At 44.4% G+C, this 15,023-nt stretch carries 18 protein-coding genes; 13 read left to right on the forward strand and 5 right to left on the reverse strand.

Annotated features, from left to right (window positions below):
* Window position 1: 1 nt before the first annotated feature.
* A complete protein-coding gene (locus VK541_RS18875; protein WP_324371955.1) occupies window positions 2–208 on the reverse strand; it encodes a YtxH domain-containing protein in 207 nt (68 codons plus the stop codon).
* A gap of 89 nt (window positions 209–297) precedes the next feature.
* Between VK541_RS18875 and VK541_RS18880 the strand changes: the two genes are divergently transcribed.
* The 3 genes from VK541_RS18880 (at window position 298) to VK541_RS18890 (ending at window position 2,713) form a co-directional block, all read left to right on the forward strand.
* Window positions 298–651 (forward strand): hypothetical protein, encoded by a 354-nt coding sequence (locus tag VK541_RS18880; protein ID WP_324371956.1) that lies wholly within the window; start codon window positions 298–300, stop codon window positions 649–651.
* Window positions 652–911: 260 nt separating this feature from the next.
* Window positions 912–1,730 (forward strand): SDR family NAD(P)-dependent oxidoreductase, encoded by an 819-nt coding sequence (locus VK541_RS18885; protein WP_324371957.1) that lies wholly within the window; start codon window positions 912–914, stop codon window positions 1,728–1,730.
* Between the two features lie 92 nt (window positions 1,731–1,822).
* Window positions 1,823–2,713, forward strand: a complete 891-nt coding sequence (locus VK541_RS18890) for an AraC family transcriptional regulator (RefSeq protein WP_324371958.1) — start codon at window positions 1,823–1,825, stop codon at window positions 2,711–2,713.
* 22 nt (window positions 2,714–2,735) lie between these two features.
* Here VK541_RS18890 and VK541_RS18895 read toward each other — a convergent pair whose 3' ends face one another.
* Window positions 2,736–3,230, reverse strand: coding sequence for an SRPBCC domain-containing protein (locus tag VK541_RS18895; RefSeq protein WP_324371959.1), 495 nt, complete (start codon window positions 3,228–3,230; stop codon window positions 2,736–2,738).
* An 82-nt stretch (window positions 3,231–3,312) separates the two neighbouring features.
* Here VK541_RS18895 and VK541_RS18900 point away from each other — a divergent pair, with 82 nt between their 5' ends.
* Window positions 3,313–4,131: a helix-turn-helix transcriptional regulator gene (locus tag VK541_RS18900; protein WP_324371961.1), complete on the forward strand. Its 819-nt coding sequence runs from the start codon at window positions 3,313–3,315 to the stop codon at window positions 4,129–4,131.
* An 89-nt stretch (window positions 4,132–4,220) separates the two neighbouring features.
* Window positions 4,221–5,876: a serine hydrolase gene (locus VK541_RS18905; RefSeq protein WP_324371962.1), complete on the forward strand. Its 1,656-nt coding sequence runs from the start codon at window positions 4,221–4,223 to the stop codon at window positions 5,874–5,876.
* Here VK541_RS18905 and VK541_RS18910 read toward each other — a convergent pair.
* Window positions 5,830–6,075, reverse strand: coding sequence for a hypothetical protein (locus VK541_RS18910; RefSeq protein ID WP_324371963.1), 246 nt, complete (start codon window positions 6,073–6,075; stop codon window positions 5,830–5,832). The two genes, VK541_RS18905 and VK541_RS18910, sit on opposite strands and share 47 nt — an antisense overlap.
* A 167-nt stretch (window positions 6,076–6,242) precedes the next feature.
* On the opposite strand from VK541_RS18910, the gene VK541_RS18915 reads away from it, so the two are divergent.
* The 4 genes from VK541_RS18915 to VK541_RS18930 are packed head-to-tail and all read left to right on the forward strand — an operon-like array spanning window position 6,243 to window position 10,321.
* The gene (locus tag VK541_RS18915; protein WP_324371964.1) at window positions 6,243–7,469 is read left to right on the forward strand and encodes an enolase C-terminal domain-like protein; all 1,227 of its coding nucleotides are present in this window, start codon (window positions 6,243–6,245) and stop codon (window positions 7,467–7,469) included.
* 13 nt (window positions 7,470–7,482) lie between these two features.
* Window positions 7,483–9,126 carry a sodium:solute symporter gene (locus VK541_RS18920; RefSeq protein WP_324371965.1) on the forward strand — a complete coding sequence of 548 codons (1,644 nt, stop codon included), beginning with the start codon at window positions 7,483–7,485 and terminating at the stop codon, window positions 9,124–9,126.
* Window positions 9,123–9,542, forward strand: a complete 420-nt coding sequence (locus VK541_RS18925; protein WP_324371967.1) for an L-rhamnose mutarotase — start codon at window positions 9,123–9,125, stop codon at window positions 9,540–9,542. The genes VK541_RS18920 and VK541_RS18925 overlap by 4 nt, the downstream gene beginning before the upstream one ends.
* Window positions 9,543–9,553: 11 nt before the next feature.
* The gene (locus VK541_RS18930; protein ID WP_324371968.1) at window positions 9,554–10,321 is read left to right on the forward strand and encodes an SDR family oxidoreductase; all 768 of its coding nucleotides are present in this window, start codon (window positions 9,554–9,556) and stop codon (window positions 10,319–10,321) included.
* 12 nt (window positions 10,322–10,333) lie between these two features.
* On the opposite strand, the gene VK541_RS18935 is transcribed toward VK541_RS18930, so the two are convergent.
* The gene (locus VK541_RS18935) at window positions 10,334–11,287 is read right to left on the reverse strand and encodes a helix-turn-helix domain-containing protein (RefSeq protein ID WP_324371969.1); all 954 of its coding nucleotides are present in this window, start codon (window positions 11,285–11,287) and stop codon (window positions 10,334–10,336) included.
* 207 nt (window positions 11,288–11,494) lie between these two features.
* On the opposite strand from VK541_RS18935, the gene VK541_RS18940 reads away from it, so the two are divergent.
* From VK541_RS18940 to VK541_RS18955, 4 genes are all read left to right on the forward strand, one after another.
* On the forward strand, window positions 11,495–12,133 hold the full coding sequence (locus VK541_RS18940; protein ID WP_324371970.1) for an LA_2272 family surface repeat-containing protein: 639 nt from the start codon (window positions 11,495–11,497) through the stop codon (window positions 12,131–12,133).
* A 35-nt stretch (window positions 12,134–12,168) separates the two neighbouring features.
* Window positions 12,169–13,626 carry a serine hydrolase gene (locus tag VK541_RS18945; protein WP_324371971.1) on the forward strand — a complete coding sequence of 486 codons (1,458 nt, stop codon included), beginning with the start codon at window positions 12,169–12,171 and terminating at the stop codon, window positions 13,624–13,626.
* Window positions 13,627–13,735: 109 nt separating this feature from the next.
* The gene (locus VK541_RS18950; RefSeq protein WP_324371972.1) at window positions 13,736–14,038 is read left to right on the forward strand and encodes a hypothetical protein; all 303 of its coding nucleotides are present in this window, start codon (window positions 13,736–13,738) and stop codon (window positions 14,036–14,038) included.
* A gap of 40 nt (window positions 14,039–14,078) precedes the next feature.
* On the forward strand, window positions 14,079–14,552 hold the full coding sequence (locus VK541_RS18955; protein ID WP_324371973.1) for a YdeI/OmpD-associated family protein: 474 nt from the start codon (window positions 14,079–14,081) through the stop codon (window positions 14,550–14,552).
* A 10-nt stretch (window positions 14,553–14,562) separates the two neighbouring features.
* Here VK541_RS18955 and VK541_RS18960 read toward each other — a convergent pair.
* Window positions 14,563–15,023, reverse strand: a 461-nt coding sequence (locus VK541_RS18960) for a putative immunity protein (protein ID WP_324371974.1), incomplete at its 5' end; no start/stop codon positions are given.

Genomic DNA, 15,023 nt, shown 5'->3' on the forward strand with positions numbered 1-15,023 from the left:
GTTAAGCAGTAACTTTGGCAAACGTATCTTTTACCCTATCGGTCACATCCGAAATTTTATCTTTGGAAGAATCGATCAGATCACAAAGCCAGTCTGTCATTTTATTTTTCATGTCGCCGCCTTTATCAGACGATAATATCAATGCTACTGCCGCGCCAAGAGCTGCTCCTGCCAATACACCTGCTATAATTTTAGTTTCTTTCTTCATGATCTTTTATTTTATGAAAGATAAACAAAAAACTTCCGGAATAGTTTTTAGGTGAACATGGTTGGCTGGGCAAAATTGTATATTTAACAATGCTGAAATCTCTGTCGTACATAAATGTTGTTTTGGCTCTGGTCTATTTTGTGACTTATCTGCTAAACAGTTATTCCTGGCCAATTTTCGCCATGTTGCTGGTGATTGTGTACAATGGACTGGTCATCAGAAATGTTGAGAAAGAAATTCGGTTTACAGCCGTTCATTATGTTTTGGGTGCGGTGTGCCTGTTATTTGCAGGTTTTTTGACGTTATGGGTAGTGAATATTGTCCGGTCGTCTGTTGCTTACAACTACTTTAATGATACATGGGTTTATATCCTGATTACTGTGCCATTCGCATTGAGTATTATTGTGCAATATGTGCTTGTGCTGTGCAGACACCGGAATTAACCTGTGTTTTGCCTGTGTTTTATGATAAATCAAAAATCAATCAAAATTCATACGGAGTTTATACATAGTTTAAACAAGCATTGATTGTATGAACTATGTATAAACTCCGTATAAGTTCTGTTTAAAAATTGTAAAAAAATAAAGCACGGATGAAACAGGATATAAGCGCAAAATGTATCATTATTCCAGACTTCCGTATAAATCCTTGTCAGTACTCCAAAATAACTTTGTGGTGTAATTAAATCAAAAAGAAGATCACAATGGCAAAGACAATTTTTATAACAGGCGCTTCGAGAGGATTTGGTAAAATCTGGGCTGAAGCCTTTTTAAAACGCGGCGATAAAGTAGTAGTTACCGCAAGGAATACAGATACACTGGCAGACCTGGTGAGTAAATACGGTGATGCGGTATTGCCCATACAGCTGGATGTAAACAACAGGGCCGACAGTTTTGCTGCGGTGAGCAAGGCAAAAGCGCATTTCGGCCAGATCGACGTACTGATCAATAATGCGGGCTACGGCTTATTTGGCACTATCGAAGAAACCAGCGAGCAGGAAGCCCGTGAACAGATCGAGACCAATGTGTTTGGCTTGCTCTGGTTAACCCAGGCTGTACTGCCGGTCATGAGGGCACAGGGTAGCGGGCACATTATACAGGTATCCAGCATTCTGGGTGTGGCCACACTTCCTGTGTTGGGGATTTATAATGCTTCAAAATTTGCAGTAGAGGGATTGAGTGAAACTTTGGCTTCTGAAGTAAAAGACTTTGGGATCAAAGTTTCGTTGATAGAACCAAATGGATTCTCTACTGAATGGGCAGGTGCCTCAGCTATTTACAGCGAACCGATAGCCGCATACGATCAGGTAAAAGCAGATTTTCAGGCGGGCCTGGTAGATGAGATCTTTGGTGTTCCGGAAGCAACTGCTGAGGCAGTTTTGAAACTGGTTGATGCTGAAAATCCGCCGCTGCGCTTGTTTCTTGGCAAGGTAGCTTTGCCCTGGGCGAAACAGGTATATGCCGATAGGCTGGCTACCTGGGAAGAATGGGCTGATGTTTCTGCCGCTGCTCATGGTAAGTAACCGCAATCCAGTTTGTAAACATTACGTAATGTAAACCAAAATATAAATCTGCACCACGATAATGGTGTAGATTTATATGATAATATTTTGTTATGCAACATTTCAAAAGTCTTGCCGAGCTTCACCGGGCCAACGGACTTCCGGCCCCGGAGAGTCCGATGCTTAGTCTTGTCCAATGCCGGAACTCCTGTACCTTAGGGGTCACGGAATTCACGACTGATTTCTATATGATCGGTTTTAAGAAGCTAAAATCCGGCACGTTTTTGTATGGCAGGACTAAATACGATCATGAAAATGGATCGATGTCTTTTGTGAAGCCCAGACAAGTCATTGAAATGAAAAACCTGGAGTTTGAAGAAGACGGTTTTCTGATCTATTTGCATGAAGATCTTTTAAACGGACATCCCCTGCACACCGAGATCAGAAAGTACGGGTACTTTGACTACGAAGCCAACGAAGCCCTGCATTTATCACCAAAAGAAGAACAGATCATTTGGGAACTGTACCATAAAATCGAGGCGGAATATTACAACAACCAGGATGAGTACAGCAAAGACATCATGATCGGCCATATCGACTCGATCTTAAAATATTCACAGCGCTTTTATAAAAGGCAATTCATTAACAGGACGGATCTGTCCGGTAAAATGGTTTCCAGGTTTAATGAGGTGCTTTCGGTTTACCTGGATAATGGCGGTTTGCAGACTAAAGGGTTGCCTACTGTTCATTTTATGGCAGATCAGCTCAATATTTCTTCACGTTATCTGAGTGACCTTTTGAAACAAGAGACGGGTAAAACCGCGATAGAGCTCATCCATATTTTCCTCATTTCTGAAGCAAAAAACCTGTTAAAAGGTTCAGACAATAATATTGCAGAAACGGCTTATACGCTGGGATTTGAAAACCTGCCTTATTTCTCCAGATTGTTCAAGAAAGAAGTAGGACTCAGCCCCAACCAGTTTAAGAAGCAGATATTCAATTGAAGCTGAAGCAGGATATCGATTCTTAATTGTTGATCATTGGAGGCAGGTTTTTGTCCTTATTGCGCAGATCAATACCGCCTTCGTATACAGATTTGAGATTGGTTAGGTAAAATGCCCAGCCATTTGAGCATCCCAGTCTGATGAATTGCCTGGACTGGTCGTCTGTCGGAATGTTGTGGTGTCTGAGCTCGACTATGGTATAACCGTTTGCAGCGGTCAGCTTCACGTCTACCAGGCATTCGCCCTCAAAAGTAAACTGCAAAAAGTCTTTTCCGTTTGCGGCCTTAACTACGCCCTTCATTGGATCAGCATAAAGAAACCAGAACCATTCGTAGGTGATGCTCCCTGTCGCATTGATGTACTTGCTGATGGCATCTTCCTGGTCGTTGAAGAATGTAGCCTTTTCTAAAAACCATTTTTCCAGTTCATTGGATTTGGTCCAGGCATTGTAAATGTCAGACAGCCGCGCTTTGATCGCTATTTTTTTAGTAAATGAGGTCCAGTCGAAATTTTCCATATGATAAAAATAAATCTACAAACAATAATCATGCAATCAGCTACAAATAACGTAGTTTGGTAATAATTTAATGAAGTTCAGTATGAAAAACCTAAGTACGGGTCAATTTTTCGGAGATACCACTAAAACCATTCACCTGGACGGAATTACACTGACTGATACAGAATACACGCATGATAAAGTGGATTGGCATTATCATGAAAATGCATATTTTACTTTTATTCTGCAGGGCTGTGTCATTGAAGGAAATAAAAAAGAAATTTATCATTGTCCGGCAGGGAGCTTGCTGTTTCACAACTGGCAGGACGCGCATTATAATATAAAACCCCCCGGCTTTACCCGCGGGTTTCAGATAGAGCTTCACCCCAGCTGGTTTAACTCCCTGCAGCTGGATTTTTCTTCAACGGAGGGGAGCAGGAATTTGCTAAACCCTGAATTAAAGATCCTGATGTATAAGATCTTTAAAGAAACCAAGTTTGAGGGCAGCAATCAGCAGTTGAATATAAACGCCTTGCTGGCAGACCTGTTTGGCAGAATTGCAGTAACAGAAGAAACGTTTAGCAGAAAAATTCCGGCCTGGGTTCGTCAGATCAGGGAGATTTTAAACGACTCTCCCTTAACAAACTGGACCTTGCGGGGATTGGCCCATACTTTAGCTATTCATCCTGTTCACCTCTCCAGGGGATTTTCCAAATATTTCAATTGTACACTTGGTGAATACATCCGGACAATTAAAATAGAGCGCTCAATGGGGATGCTGACTGAAGAAAAATATTCTCTGACAGAGATCGCACTGGCCTGCGGATTTGCAGATCAAAGCCACTTCATCCGTACGTTTAAAGAGCTAAACGACATCAGGCCGGCACTATATAGAAAACTCTTATTAAACAGACCATGTTAATCCTGTTCTATTTCAGAACTATATTTAAGCCTAGCTTTGACTAAAATTATTCATTGCATATGCGCGTCTGCCTTTTATTAATTATTACTGTGCTGCTTTACAAAGCACCCCTGTTCGGTCAGCAAAAAGATTTTGTAAAAAATGCTGGAATTACCTCCCCGGTGCATAAAGCCAACACGGGAAAAATCCTGTTTTCTTCAAAACCGGTATCTGTCCCTGACCTTAAAGGAGCAGAGTTTTTAGGTGCTTATGAGCTGACTAACAAAAGCGATCTTTTTATGACGTTCTTCATGGGCAATTCCATGACCAATTATTTGCACCATCTGGCCCCGGAAATAGATCATGATACATTGCTCAGGTATGGCAATTACCAGGCTTCGTTTTATGTAGATAATCAGTTGATCTATCAGACAAATCTACTGCCCGGGGCACCTCAGCCCTGGCTTCAGGATACAGTTACGGTGATGAGCAAGCCGCTGATCAGCGACAAAAGCAGCTGGTGGAGCCAGTCGATGTGGAATCGATTCATGATGAATGGCGGGGACAGTGTACTGACAGATGGCCAGCATTTGCTTAAAATGGAGCTGCGGCCATATATTAATATATCCGGACTGAAGACAGGGGATATCATTGCTTCCGGACAATTGAACATGCAGGTGCACAGGAAGGTTTATATCGACATCGCTAAAATTGATCTGAACCCAGTAAAACCCTATCCGGGTCTGCGGGTTTCAAAAGAACACTTTAATGTAAATAAGATCAAGGAATTGATTGGCAATGTAAATGAAGGGGTCTATAAACACATTACCAGTATTGTCGTCATTAAAAATGGGAAACTGCTCATTGAGGAATATTTTAATGGTTCGGCAAGGGATTCCCTCCACGATCCCCGTTCTGTTGGTAAATCCTTTGCTTCGACGATGATCGGGATTGCCATAGGAGATGGATACCTTAAAAATGAGGACCAGACATTGAAGGAGTTTTATGAGCTGAGACCACTGCATGATTATTCTGTTGAAAAGGAAAATGCATCAATCAAAGACCTGCTTACGATGAGTTCCGCTTTTGACGGAGATGACGATGACGGGAATTCGCCGGGTAATGAAGAAAATATGTACGTAACTCCGGATTGGGTGAAATTCACGCTAAGTCTGCCCACAATTGAAACGGCCAAAAGCAAATGGCATTATTTTACCGCAGGGGTGATTGTGCTGGGAGATATTTTAAACAAACAAGTTCCCGGCGGTCTTGAAAGCTATGCTGACAATAAACTTTTCAAACCTTTGTCCATTACCAATTATAAATGGGCGTATACTCCACAGCACGTACCCAATACTGCGGGAAGCATACAAATGAATGCACTGGATTTTGCCAAATACGGGCAATTGTATAAAAACCAAGGCAAATGGAACGGCAAACAGATCATTCCAAAAGAATGGATCCGCAAAACCTTTACGAAACACAAATTAATTACAGGACGTACCGGTGAATATTACGGATACCTGTTCTGGAATAAAAAATATAAAGTAGCGGGTAACGAACATGAAACTTTTTATTGCGCGGGCAACGGCGGCAATAAAATCTATGTTTTTAAGGATCAGCCATTAGTTATTGTGGTCACGGCTACCGCATACGGCGCATCATATGCACACCCGCAGGTAGACAAAATGATGGAAAACTATATTTTGCCTGCGGTGGTCAATGACTATGCACCAGCTCGTCATGATGCAGGATCTCGTCCCTGATCGAGTTTAACAACGGGAGGTCTATCCTGCAGTCCAGGCTTTGACGGCAGTGTTCATGATTTTCTTCATCTATTTCAATAGTGCCGATCCGCTCCAGTTCGTCATTGTAGATCTGGTACTGATCCTTGTCCAGTGCTTTAATATTGTAAAAGTGACCAAGTCCTTCATTGTCTGCTACTTCTATTCTGAATGGTTCCATAATATTCAGGGTTAATGTAAAAGTTTTAACAAGCAGCGCTATAGATTGTTCAGATTTTTTTAATTCATAGGATAGTCCATTAAAATAGGAACATAATTTATTGTGAGGGGACGCAGAAGCGGTTAATTTAGTTCCTTTAACCAAATAAAAAGCAACAGCACCATCACATGATCAAAAAGACAGCCGTACGTGACGCCAGATTTCCGCTGGGAAAAGGAGCAGGCAGCGATGCCATCCACCGTGACCCGGTATACTCTTATGCAGTAACCAACCTCATAGACGACAGCGGACTGACGGGTACCGGCTTTGCTTTTACATTGGGTGAAGGGAATGACCTGGTGTGCAAGGCAGCCCAATTTTATGCGGAGCAGCTGAAGGGAAAGGACATTGAAGAACTGATGGCTGATTTTGGAACGGTGTTTAACCGGTTATCAAATGAACAGCAGTTTCGCTGGCTGGGCCCGCACAAGGGTGTAGTACACCTGGCGCTGGCTTCTGTAACCAATGCCTGTTATGACCTCTGGGCTAAAAAAAGAGGTGTGCCCTTATGGAAGTTGCTGACTGACCTTTCACCGGAGCAGATCGTCCGGACACTGGACCTTTCTTACCTGGAAGATGAGCTGACGCCTGAACAGGCGGTACAGTTGTTAAATGATAACCTGAAGGGAAAAGAAGAACGCAAGCAGATCTTAAATGCAGGTTACCCCGGATACGACACCTCGATAGGCTGGTTCAATTACAGTGACGACCAAGTGCGTGAAAACTGCAAAAAAGCAGTTGCGGAAGGTTTTACCGCGATGAAATTAAAGGTTGGCAGCACCGATCCGGAAAGAGATATCCGCCGTTCGCATATTGTACGGGAGGTAGCAGGAGCAGACATCAAAGTCATGCTGGATGCGAACCAGCAATGGACTTTGCCGCAGGCCATCAAAATATGTACCTCGCTGCAAAGCATGCAGCCCTACTGGATCGAGGAACCCACTCATCCTGATGACATATTGGCCCACAAGGTCCTTGCCGATGCGATTGCGCCGACTAAACTGGCGCTCGGTGAGCATGTGCCTAACCGCATCATTTTCAAGAATTATCTGCAAACAGGTTCTGCAGGATTTATACAGGCCGATGCGGCAAGGGTGGGCGGTGTAAGTGAGTTCATCAGCATCAGCCTGCTTTGCAGGAAATATAATATTCCGGTGGTGCCGCACGTAGGCGATATGGGTCAGCTGCACCAGCACCTGGTATTGTTCAACCACATTTCCATGGGGCATGAAGCTTTGTTTCTGGAACATATCCCGCATTTGCAAAAGCATTTCGTGCATCCTGTGAAAATAGACAACGGGGTGTATGTGACACCGATGGAAGCGGGAAGCAGCTGTGACCTGAAACCTTTTTAATAGATTTAAACAAATGTTAAAATCCTTAGACTTAAGTATTAGCATCCTTTACATCCTGGGCATACTGGCCGTCGGCTTGTGGACAGGTATTCGCCATAGACGAAGAAGTAAGGCCAATGCAGCCGGAGAATATTTTCTTGCCGGCAAGACTTTAAAGTGGCCGGCTATCGGCCTGGCATTATTTGCCACCAATATCTCTACTGTGCATTTGGTGAGTCTTGCGCAAAGCGGGTTTGATACCGGACTGCTGAACGGTAATTTTGAGTGGATGGCGGCGTTTACACTGATCCTGCTGGCCTTGTTCTTTGTGCCTTTTTATATCAAATCAGGCGTTTCTACCTTGCCTGATTTTTTGGAAAGGCGTTATGACCGTTCCAGCCGCGATTGGCTTGCGGTGATCTCTGTGGTCTCCGCCATAATCATTCACATCGCATTTTCTATGCTTGCGGGCGGTATTGTATTGAAAACCCTTTTTGGGCTGAATATGTATGTCAGTGTGATTGCTATCTGTTTAATCACTGCTATTTATACGATCATAGGCGGGCTAAAAGCCGTAGTGGTTACCGAGTCTATTCAAACGGTGGTCCTGCTCACCGGGGCATTCATCATCTCTTACGCTGCTTTTCATAAAATGGGCGGCTGGCAGCCGATGACGGAGGTGCTGAAAGCCAATGGGGGAATGGATAAGCTTTCTATGATGCGTCCGCATGGTGATCCAGGTGGAATGGCCTGGTATACGGTTTTCCTGGGATACCCGATACTCGGGATCTGGTATTGGTGTGCGGATCAAACCATCGTTCAGCGCGTGCTGGGTGCCAAGGATGAAAACCACGCGAGAGTTGGTCCTTTGTTTTGCGGCTTCATTAAAATACTGCCGGTGTTTATTTTTGTGCTGCCGGGCCTGTTTGCCTACACGCTTAGCAAGGCGGGTTACCTTGACGTAAGCAGTTTGGGTGTCGATGCCGAGGGAAACGTAAATTCAAAAGGGATCTATACCCTGATGATCACCCAGCTTTTGCCTTCAGGGCTGATCGGGGTATTGGTGGCTGCACTTTTATCTGGACTGATGAGTCAGGTGGCAGGCGCACTGAATTCTATATCTACTATGGTCAGTTATGACATGTACCAAAGGTATAAGCCGGAAGCGTCTGATAAGCAGCTGGTGCTGACAGGCAAGATCGCTGCGGGTATAGCGCTGGTGTTTTCATTGGGATTACTTCCTTTGTTAAATCAGTATGAAAGTATATTCAGCGGGATCAACGACATCATTGCCCATATCGCACCGCCCATCACCTGCGTGTTTTTGCTTGGAATATTCTGGAAGGGTGCTTCGGCCATGTCGGCCAAGCTGACACTTTGGATCGGCTCGGGGCTTGGGGTGGTCGTGTTTGCCATCAATAAATTATTTCCGGAGACCCTGATCGGACATATTCCTTTTATGATGATGGCTTTTTACCTGTTTTGCGTGTGCGTGATCTTACAGGTATTCTTTTCCTATCGCTTTCCTGTAGTGCATACCGCAGAAAGTTCAGGATTGTACTGGAAGTCACCCCTTGAACCCTTGCAAAGTCCGGGCTGGAGCGGAATTGGAAATTATAAAGTACTTTCGGGTGTGTTGCTGCTCGTGGTAGCGGTCTTATATTATATATTCAGATGATGAGAAAACCTGGAATTTACGCAGTGCTGGTCATGCTGCTGTTTGCAGCCTGCCAGGCTAACCAAACAGAAGTCCCCGTAAAAAGATTTGGATCGGTGACCGGGCTGAAGCCGGAAAAAATGGAATATTATAAAAAGCTTCATGCCAATGCCTGGCCCGAGGTATTGAAAAAGATCAAACAATGCAACATCAGGAACTATTCCATTTATCTCCAAAAAATAGACAGCAGTTATTACCTGTTCAGCTATTTTGAATATGTGGGAAAGGATTTTGATGCAGACATGAAAAAGATGGCGGATGACCCTAACACCCAAAAATGGTGGAAGGAAACAGATCCCTGCCAGCAGCCATTGCCTGAAACGGCGGCGAAAAAACAGATATGGACCAATATGGAAGAAGTATTCCATACCGATTAAAGAAATTGAAGATGCAGTTATTAGATAAGATTATTTTCCTGACAGGAGGCTCGGCCGGAATTGGTTTGGAATGTGCAAAGGCTTATGCCCATGAAGGCGCAAAGGTCGTGGTCGTGGCCTCCAATCCGGGCCCTGTGGCAGAGGCGGCAGAATTATTGGGGCCTGAGCATTTGGGTATTACCTGTGATGTTTCTAAAGCCGCGGATGTAGAACATGCGATCAAACAAACGTTGGAAAAATACGGGAGAATAGATGCCATTCACAACAATGCGGGCATCGCCAGTCCGTCAAAGCCATTGCACGAAACCAGTGATGAGGAGTGGCAGCGTCTGATGGACGTGAACCTGAAAAGTGTGTTGTATACCACAAGATACGGCTTTGAAGCATTGAAGGGAACTAAAGGCAGTATATTGAATACCAGCAGCCTGGTCGGGGAGATCGGTCAGGACAACCACGCTGCCTATACGGCAACCAAGGGCGCCATGAATACGCTGACCAAATCTATGGCGCTGGATTATGCCCAATACCATATCCGTGTTAATGCCGTATTGCCTGCTGGAGTATGGACGCCTATGCTGCGGAAATGGAGCGCTGAACAGGTTGATCCTTCTTCTATAGAAAAGTACCTGGATGATATTCATCCGCTGGGCTATTGCCCGGAGGGAGATGTCATTGCTGATGCCTGTGTGTTTTTGTTGTCAGAGAAGGCAAGGTTCATCACAGGAACAATATTGCCGGTAAGCGGCGGTGCGGAATTGGGGTACAGGTCTGTGCGGTAGAAGCCCGGGCGCTTAGCCTCCGTTAATTTCTGCGATCAGCTGGTCACATGCGGCAAAGGCGGTGTAGAGAAATTTGTTGCGGTGTTTTTCACCTTGTCCGCTGAAGGCCACTGACTTTTTGATCAGGCCCTGCATCCATTCTTTGGTCTGTGTGCAATAAAACTGATCGTCTGTTTTCAGGTAGTTAAAGGTGTTGAACCTGTTGTAGCACAACATGCTTTCTTTAAATTCTACCAAATAAGCGAGGCTGCCCAGTACGTCGCAATTGTACCAATTGAAAGTGTGGTTAGGGTCGATTGTTTTTTTTGCGCTGATCGCATACATGTTCATGTCGGCGAGGCAATAACGGATCTGTTCTGCGATTTGTCTGGCGAGCGATTTATCGCTGATGTGCCCCGCTTCAAGTGCATACCGTACCTGATCTATGGTCCCGTGAACGGTGTCATTGACCCATATTTCGGTACTGGGGATTTCGAGGTAGATCCGGTTTAGTTCTTGTGATACGGCGATAATTTCTTCGCTGATTGATGCCAGATCAAATTTTAGCGCAGAATTGTCAGCCCAGAACCACAGCTTAAAGCAGGTCAGCTCCGGATATTTGAAGAAATGAAAGATCGGAATGTCATCCGTAGTGATCATGATGTGCTTTTCACTGCGCTGATGGATGAATTTGAGGTTTTCCAGCAGGTCTTTCAGGTAGTCCAGCATATTGGGTGTCTGCCTGTTCATGTATAAGTAGTTGAAACTGACTGTTGTTGACTGGCCTGGCTGATAAGAAAATGGGGTATTGAAGGCATCTGCCAGCCTGAGTAACTGCGGCAAGCTTAAGTTGCTGGTTCCCCTTATTTTTTTATAGGCTTCATTGGTGCTGATGTCCAGTATCCCCGCTACGCTTTGTGCCAGGTTTTGATAATCCGGTAAGGCCGAATTCAGGTCCTGGAAAAACTTGACTTGCTGCGAATCCATAAAAGAATAATCTTTAAGGTGATTAGTTGTGGTTTTTTCTAATTATCGGGTTTGAGTAGCCATTTAATTAATCTATAAAGATATAAATATGTTAGTTGTTTTTTCAAAATAGTTTTTCACGTTGCATGACGCCGGCTGAGTGGAGGTTATAGATTAATAGGCCTGTTTGCGGATGTATACATTTGAGTAAACATAAAGACAATGGACATGAAAATCATAACACTTCTCCTCGTTGCAAGTACAGTTGCAGCAAACGCCCAAGAACCACAGAAAAGGACAAATCGTTTTCCCGTCGGGACTTTCCATCAAAAAAATTCAAACATTAATGGCATTTCAGTAGGGCTGTATTCCGGATACGAAGATGCGGACAGAAACGTACACACGAATGGGATTAAACTGGAACCCATTGGTGCGGGCATCATTCTTCCGCTTTTACCTCAAAGCCCAATTTCAGAAGATGATGCGGAGTTTGAGGCGCCCACCACCCCACCTTCAGAGCGAATCAACGGGTTTAATTTATCGCCGGCAGGCACAGCCTGCGATTGTGTCACAAACGGCTTCAGTGCAGGGTATATTGGCCAGATGAACAGGAAGGTGAACGGTGCTTCTATAAGTGTGATCATGAATATTACCAGCCAGCATAATGGCGCCCAACTGTCCATGTTTAATGAAAGCTATGTTATGAACGGACTTCAAATTGGAATAATCAATTATTCACAAAAGGCGAGAGGATTGCAGTTTGGCCTGATGAATAAAGCGACTAAACTGAAGGGTTTACAGCTTGGTCTTTGGAATACCAATCAGAAAAGAAAGCTGCCGATTCTCAACTGGAACTTTAGGGATTGAATCCCGATGTGTACCTTAGTCATTTGAAATAAACTATGAATAAATCATTCCCTGCAATATTCGCATTAGCCTTATTCCTTTCCGTTCTGCTATTTAATTACGCAGCCGCTCAGTCAACCGTGCAGGAACGTATCAAACAGGTGGAAAATAACCTGACAGAAAATCTCCAGACCAATGATGCAGGTCCGATGAACCTGCAGAAACGAATGGAACACTATAAGGTGAACGGACTGAGTATTGCCGTGATAAAGGATTATAAGATTGACTGGGTAAAGGCGTATGGTGTCGCAGATGCTGCTTCGAAAATTCCCGTGACTGATCAAACACTTTTTCAGGCCGCATCGATCAGCAAATCGCTCAATGCGGTTGGGGTGATGAAACTTTTTAAAAGCAAGCATCTGGATCTGTTTGCTGACATCAATACTTATTTAAGCAGCTGGAAGTTTCCATATGATTCGCTGTCGAAGGGGAAAAAGATCAATACCGCTAATCTGCTGAGTCATACCGCTGGCCTGAGTGTCCATGGGTTTGGCGGGTATGAACCGGGAACTCCATTGCCATCGGTGATTCAGATTTTAAATGGTACAAAACCTGCCAATTCGGGTGCCGTGAGGTCGGTCTTTGAACCGGGGATCCGTCAGCAATATTCCGGGGGCGGGACAACCATAACCCAGCTGATGGTTACAGATATCAGCAAGGAACGGTACGAAAAATACATGTCTGATCAGGTCTTGAAACCGATGGGGATGCTGAATAGTACTTTTGCCCAGTCGCCTGCAGGATTGAAGCGGGGTCTTTTAGCTACCGGTTATGATGTTGGCGGCAAAGAGGTTAAGGGTAAATATCACATTTATCCCGAGCAGGCACCTGCGGGTTTGTGGACGAACCCTGCGGATCTGGCCAGGTACATCATCGAGACACAGCTGGCTTATGAAGGCAGGTCGGCGAAAGTACTGGATCAGGAAACCACCAAACTGCGGCTGACCCCATATATGAATGCTGAGGCAGCTCTGGGTGTTTTTATTGAGGACTATAACGGACTGAAATATTTTGGCCATGGTGGCGCAAACGAGGGATTCAGGAGCGGTTACTATGGCAGTTTGGCGGGCGGCAACGGTTTGGTGATTATGGTAAACTCCGACAATGGGGAAATCATACAGGAGCTGATCAACAGTATCGCCACGGTTTACGATTTCAAAGGTTTGAACAAAACCGAAAAGATCAAACTTGCTAATGTTTCGGAAAAAGACCTGGACAGTTATTTAGGAGATTATCAGCTTACCCCAAAACTTGTACTTACCATTACCCGTGAAGGTAAACAGGTTTATGCGCAGGCTACAGGACAATCCAGGATTGAAGCTTTCGCTGAAACCAGTTCCAAATTCTTTTTTAAAGTGATCCATGCGAATATGGAGTTTGTGAAGGATGATCAGGGTAAGGTGACTAAAATGATATTTAACCAGGGCGGGAGGATTGAGGCTAAGAAGCTTTAGTGTAGTGGAAATCAGTGAAATGCTTATGCTACCTTAAAACAACTTTGCTTTATTTTCTTGCATTGCCGTAGATTCGTTAAGTTCGAAAAAGATTTACATATCTGTTGCTATGAAAAGATTATTTATCGTACTGCTCTTTTTCAGCCTTCATTCCACAATACTCTATGGGCAAGATACACCAGTTAAGATAATCCTGAATAGCGCTAACCTGTTACCGGGCATTTTGCAGGCCGGTATCAGTACGATAGTAATTGCCGGACACTCCAATACAGTTGACCAGATTTTCAATTCGGTAATGAAAAAACAGCCGATAAAAGCACTGGAAGAAACGGAGTATAATAAGGTGTTCATCATTACTTATGACAAAAAGGATCCGGCCAGAAGCACATATGTAAAACTGGACTTAAATTAAAACTGATCGGGAAACACTTGCTACAAAGTCGGATTACAATATGTCAAAAGCGCCACTTATAGAGGGAATATTCCAGCTGGAAAAGATACCAGGAAAAGGCGGCTGGACCTATGTGAGGCTCCCGGGTGTGAGCTCCTCTTATAGAGGTAAGTTCGGAACAGTCAAGGTAAGTGGTACTGTTGATGATTATGAATTGATCAATTACGGTTTGATGCCCATCCGTGACGGAGGACTATTCCTTCCCATAAAAGCCGAGATCAGGAAAAAGACAGGTAAAAAAGAGGGGGATAAGGTGCATGTAACCTTATATGCAGATGCTGAAAACCTCCCTATGGCTACGCCGGAGGATCTTTTATTATGTCTTCAGGATGAGCCTGAGGCTTATCAAACTTACCAAAGCTATACCGAATCTGAGCGCAAAGCCCTTCTCGACTGGATTGATTCTGCAAGTCATGATGAGGCACGGGTACAGCGTATTGCCCAGACCATAGATATGCTGCTAAACAAGCGATAGTAAAATCAAACTACAGCTTAAAACTCTTCCCTTTCTCTGCCATCCTGTCTCTCACCATCGTCGCGATTTCCGCAGGTAAGTGCTGTAATTGTCTGATTTGCCATTCCCTTTCTTCCTCTCTTGATTTACCGGCAAGTTTCAATGCTTTTAGCGCATACAACGCCGCGCCCATGGAATGGTCGGCCATATGAGCTGTGGCCACCGCCTGACCAACCGACCGGGCAATGGCTGTCAAAACCGGATTTGAAGCGTCTCTTGCTGCAGCATGGGCAGCTAACGACGCTTTCATTGCCTTGCCTGTTGGCGCCATGTCATCTTCCCATTCCCTGGCTACCTGTAAGGCATAAACCAGTCTTTCGTCAATGCTCAGTTCAAGAAGCGATAAAACATGCTCTGAGCACCCCCTGGCCCATCGCATCAGTTTGCGATGATTGTTTATCGTGACTGGCCCGCCATGGTGTTCAGCTATAA

It is taken from the genome of Pedobacter sp. (genome assembly GCF_035317785.1).
Lineage (GTDB): Bacteria > Bacteroidota > Bacteroidia > Sphingobacteriales > Sphingobacteriaceae > Pedobacter.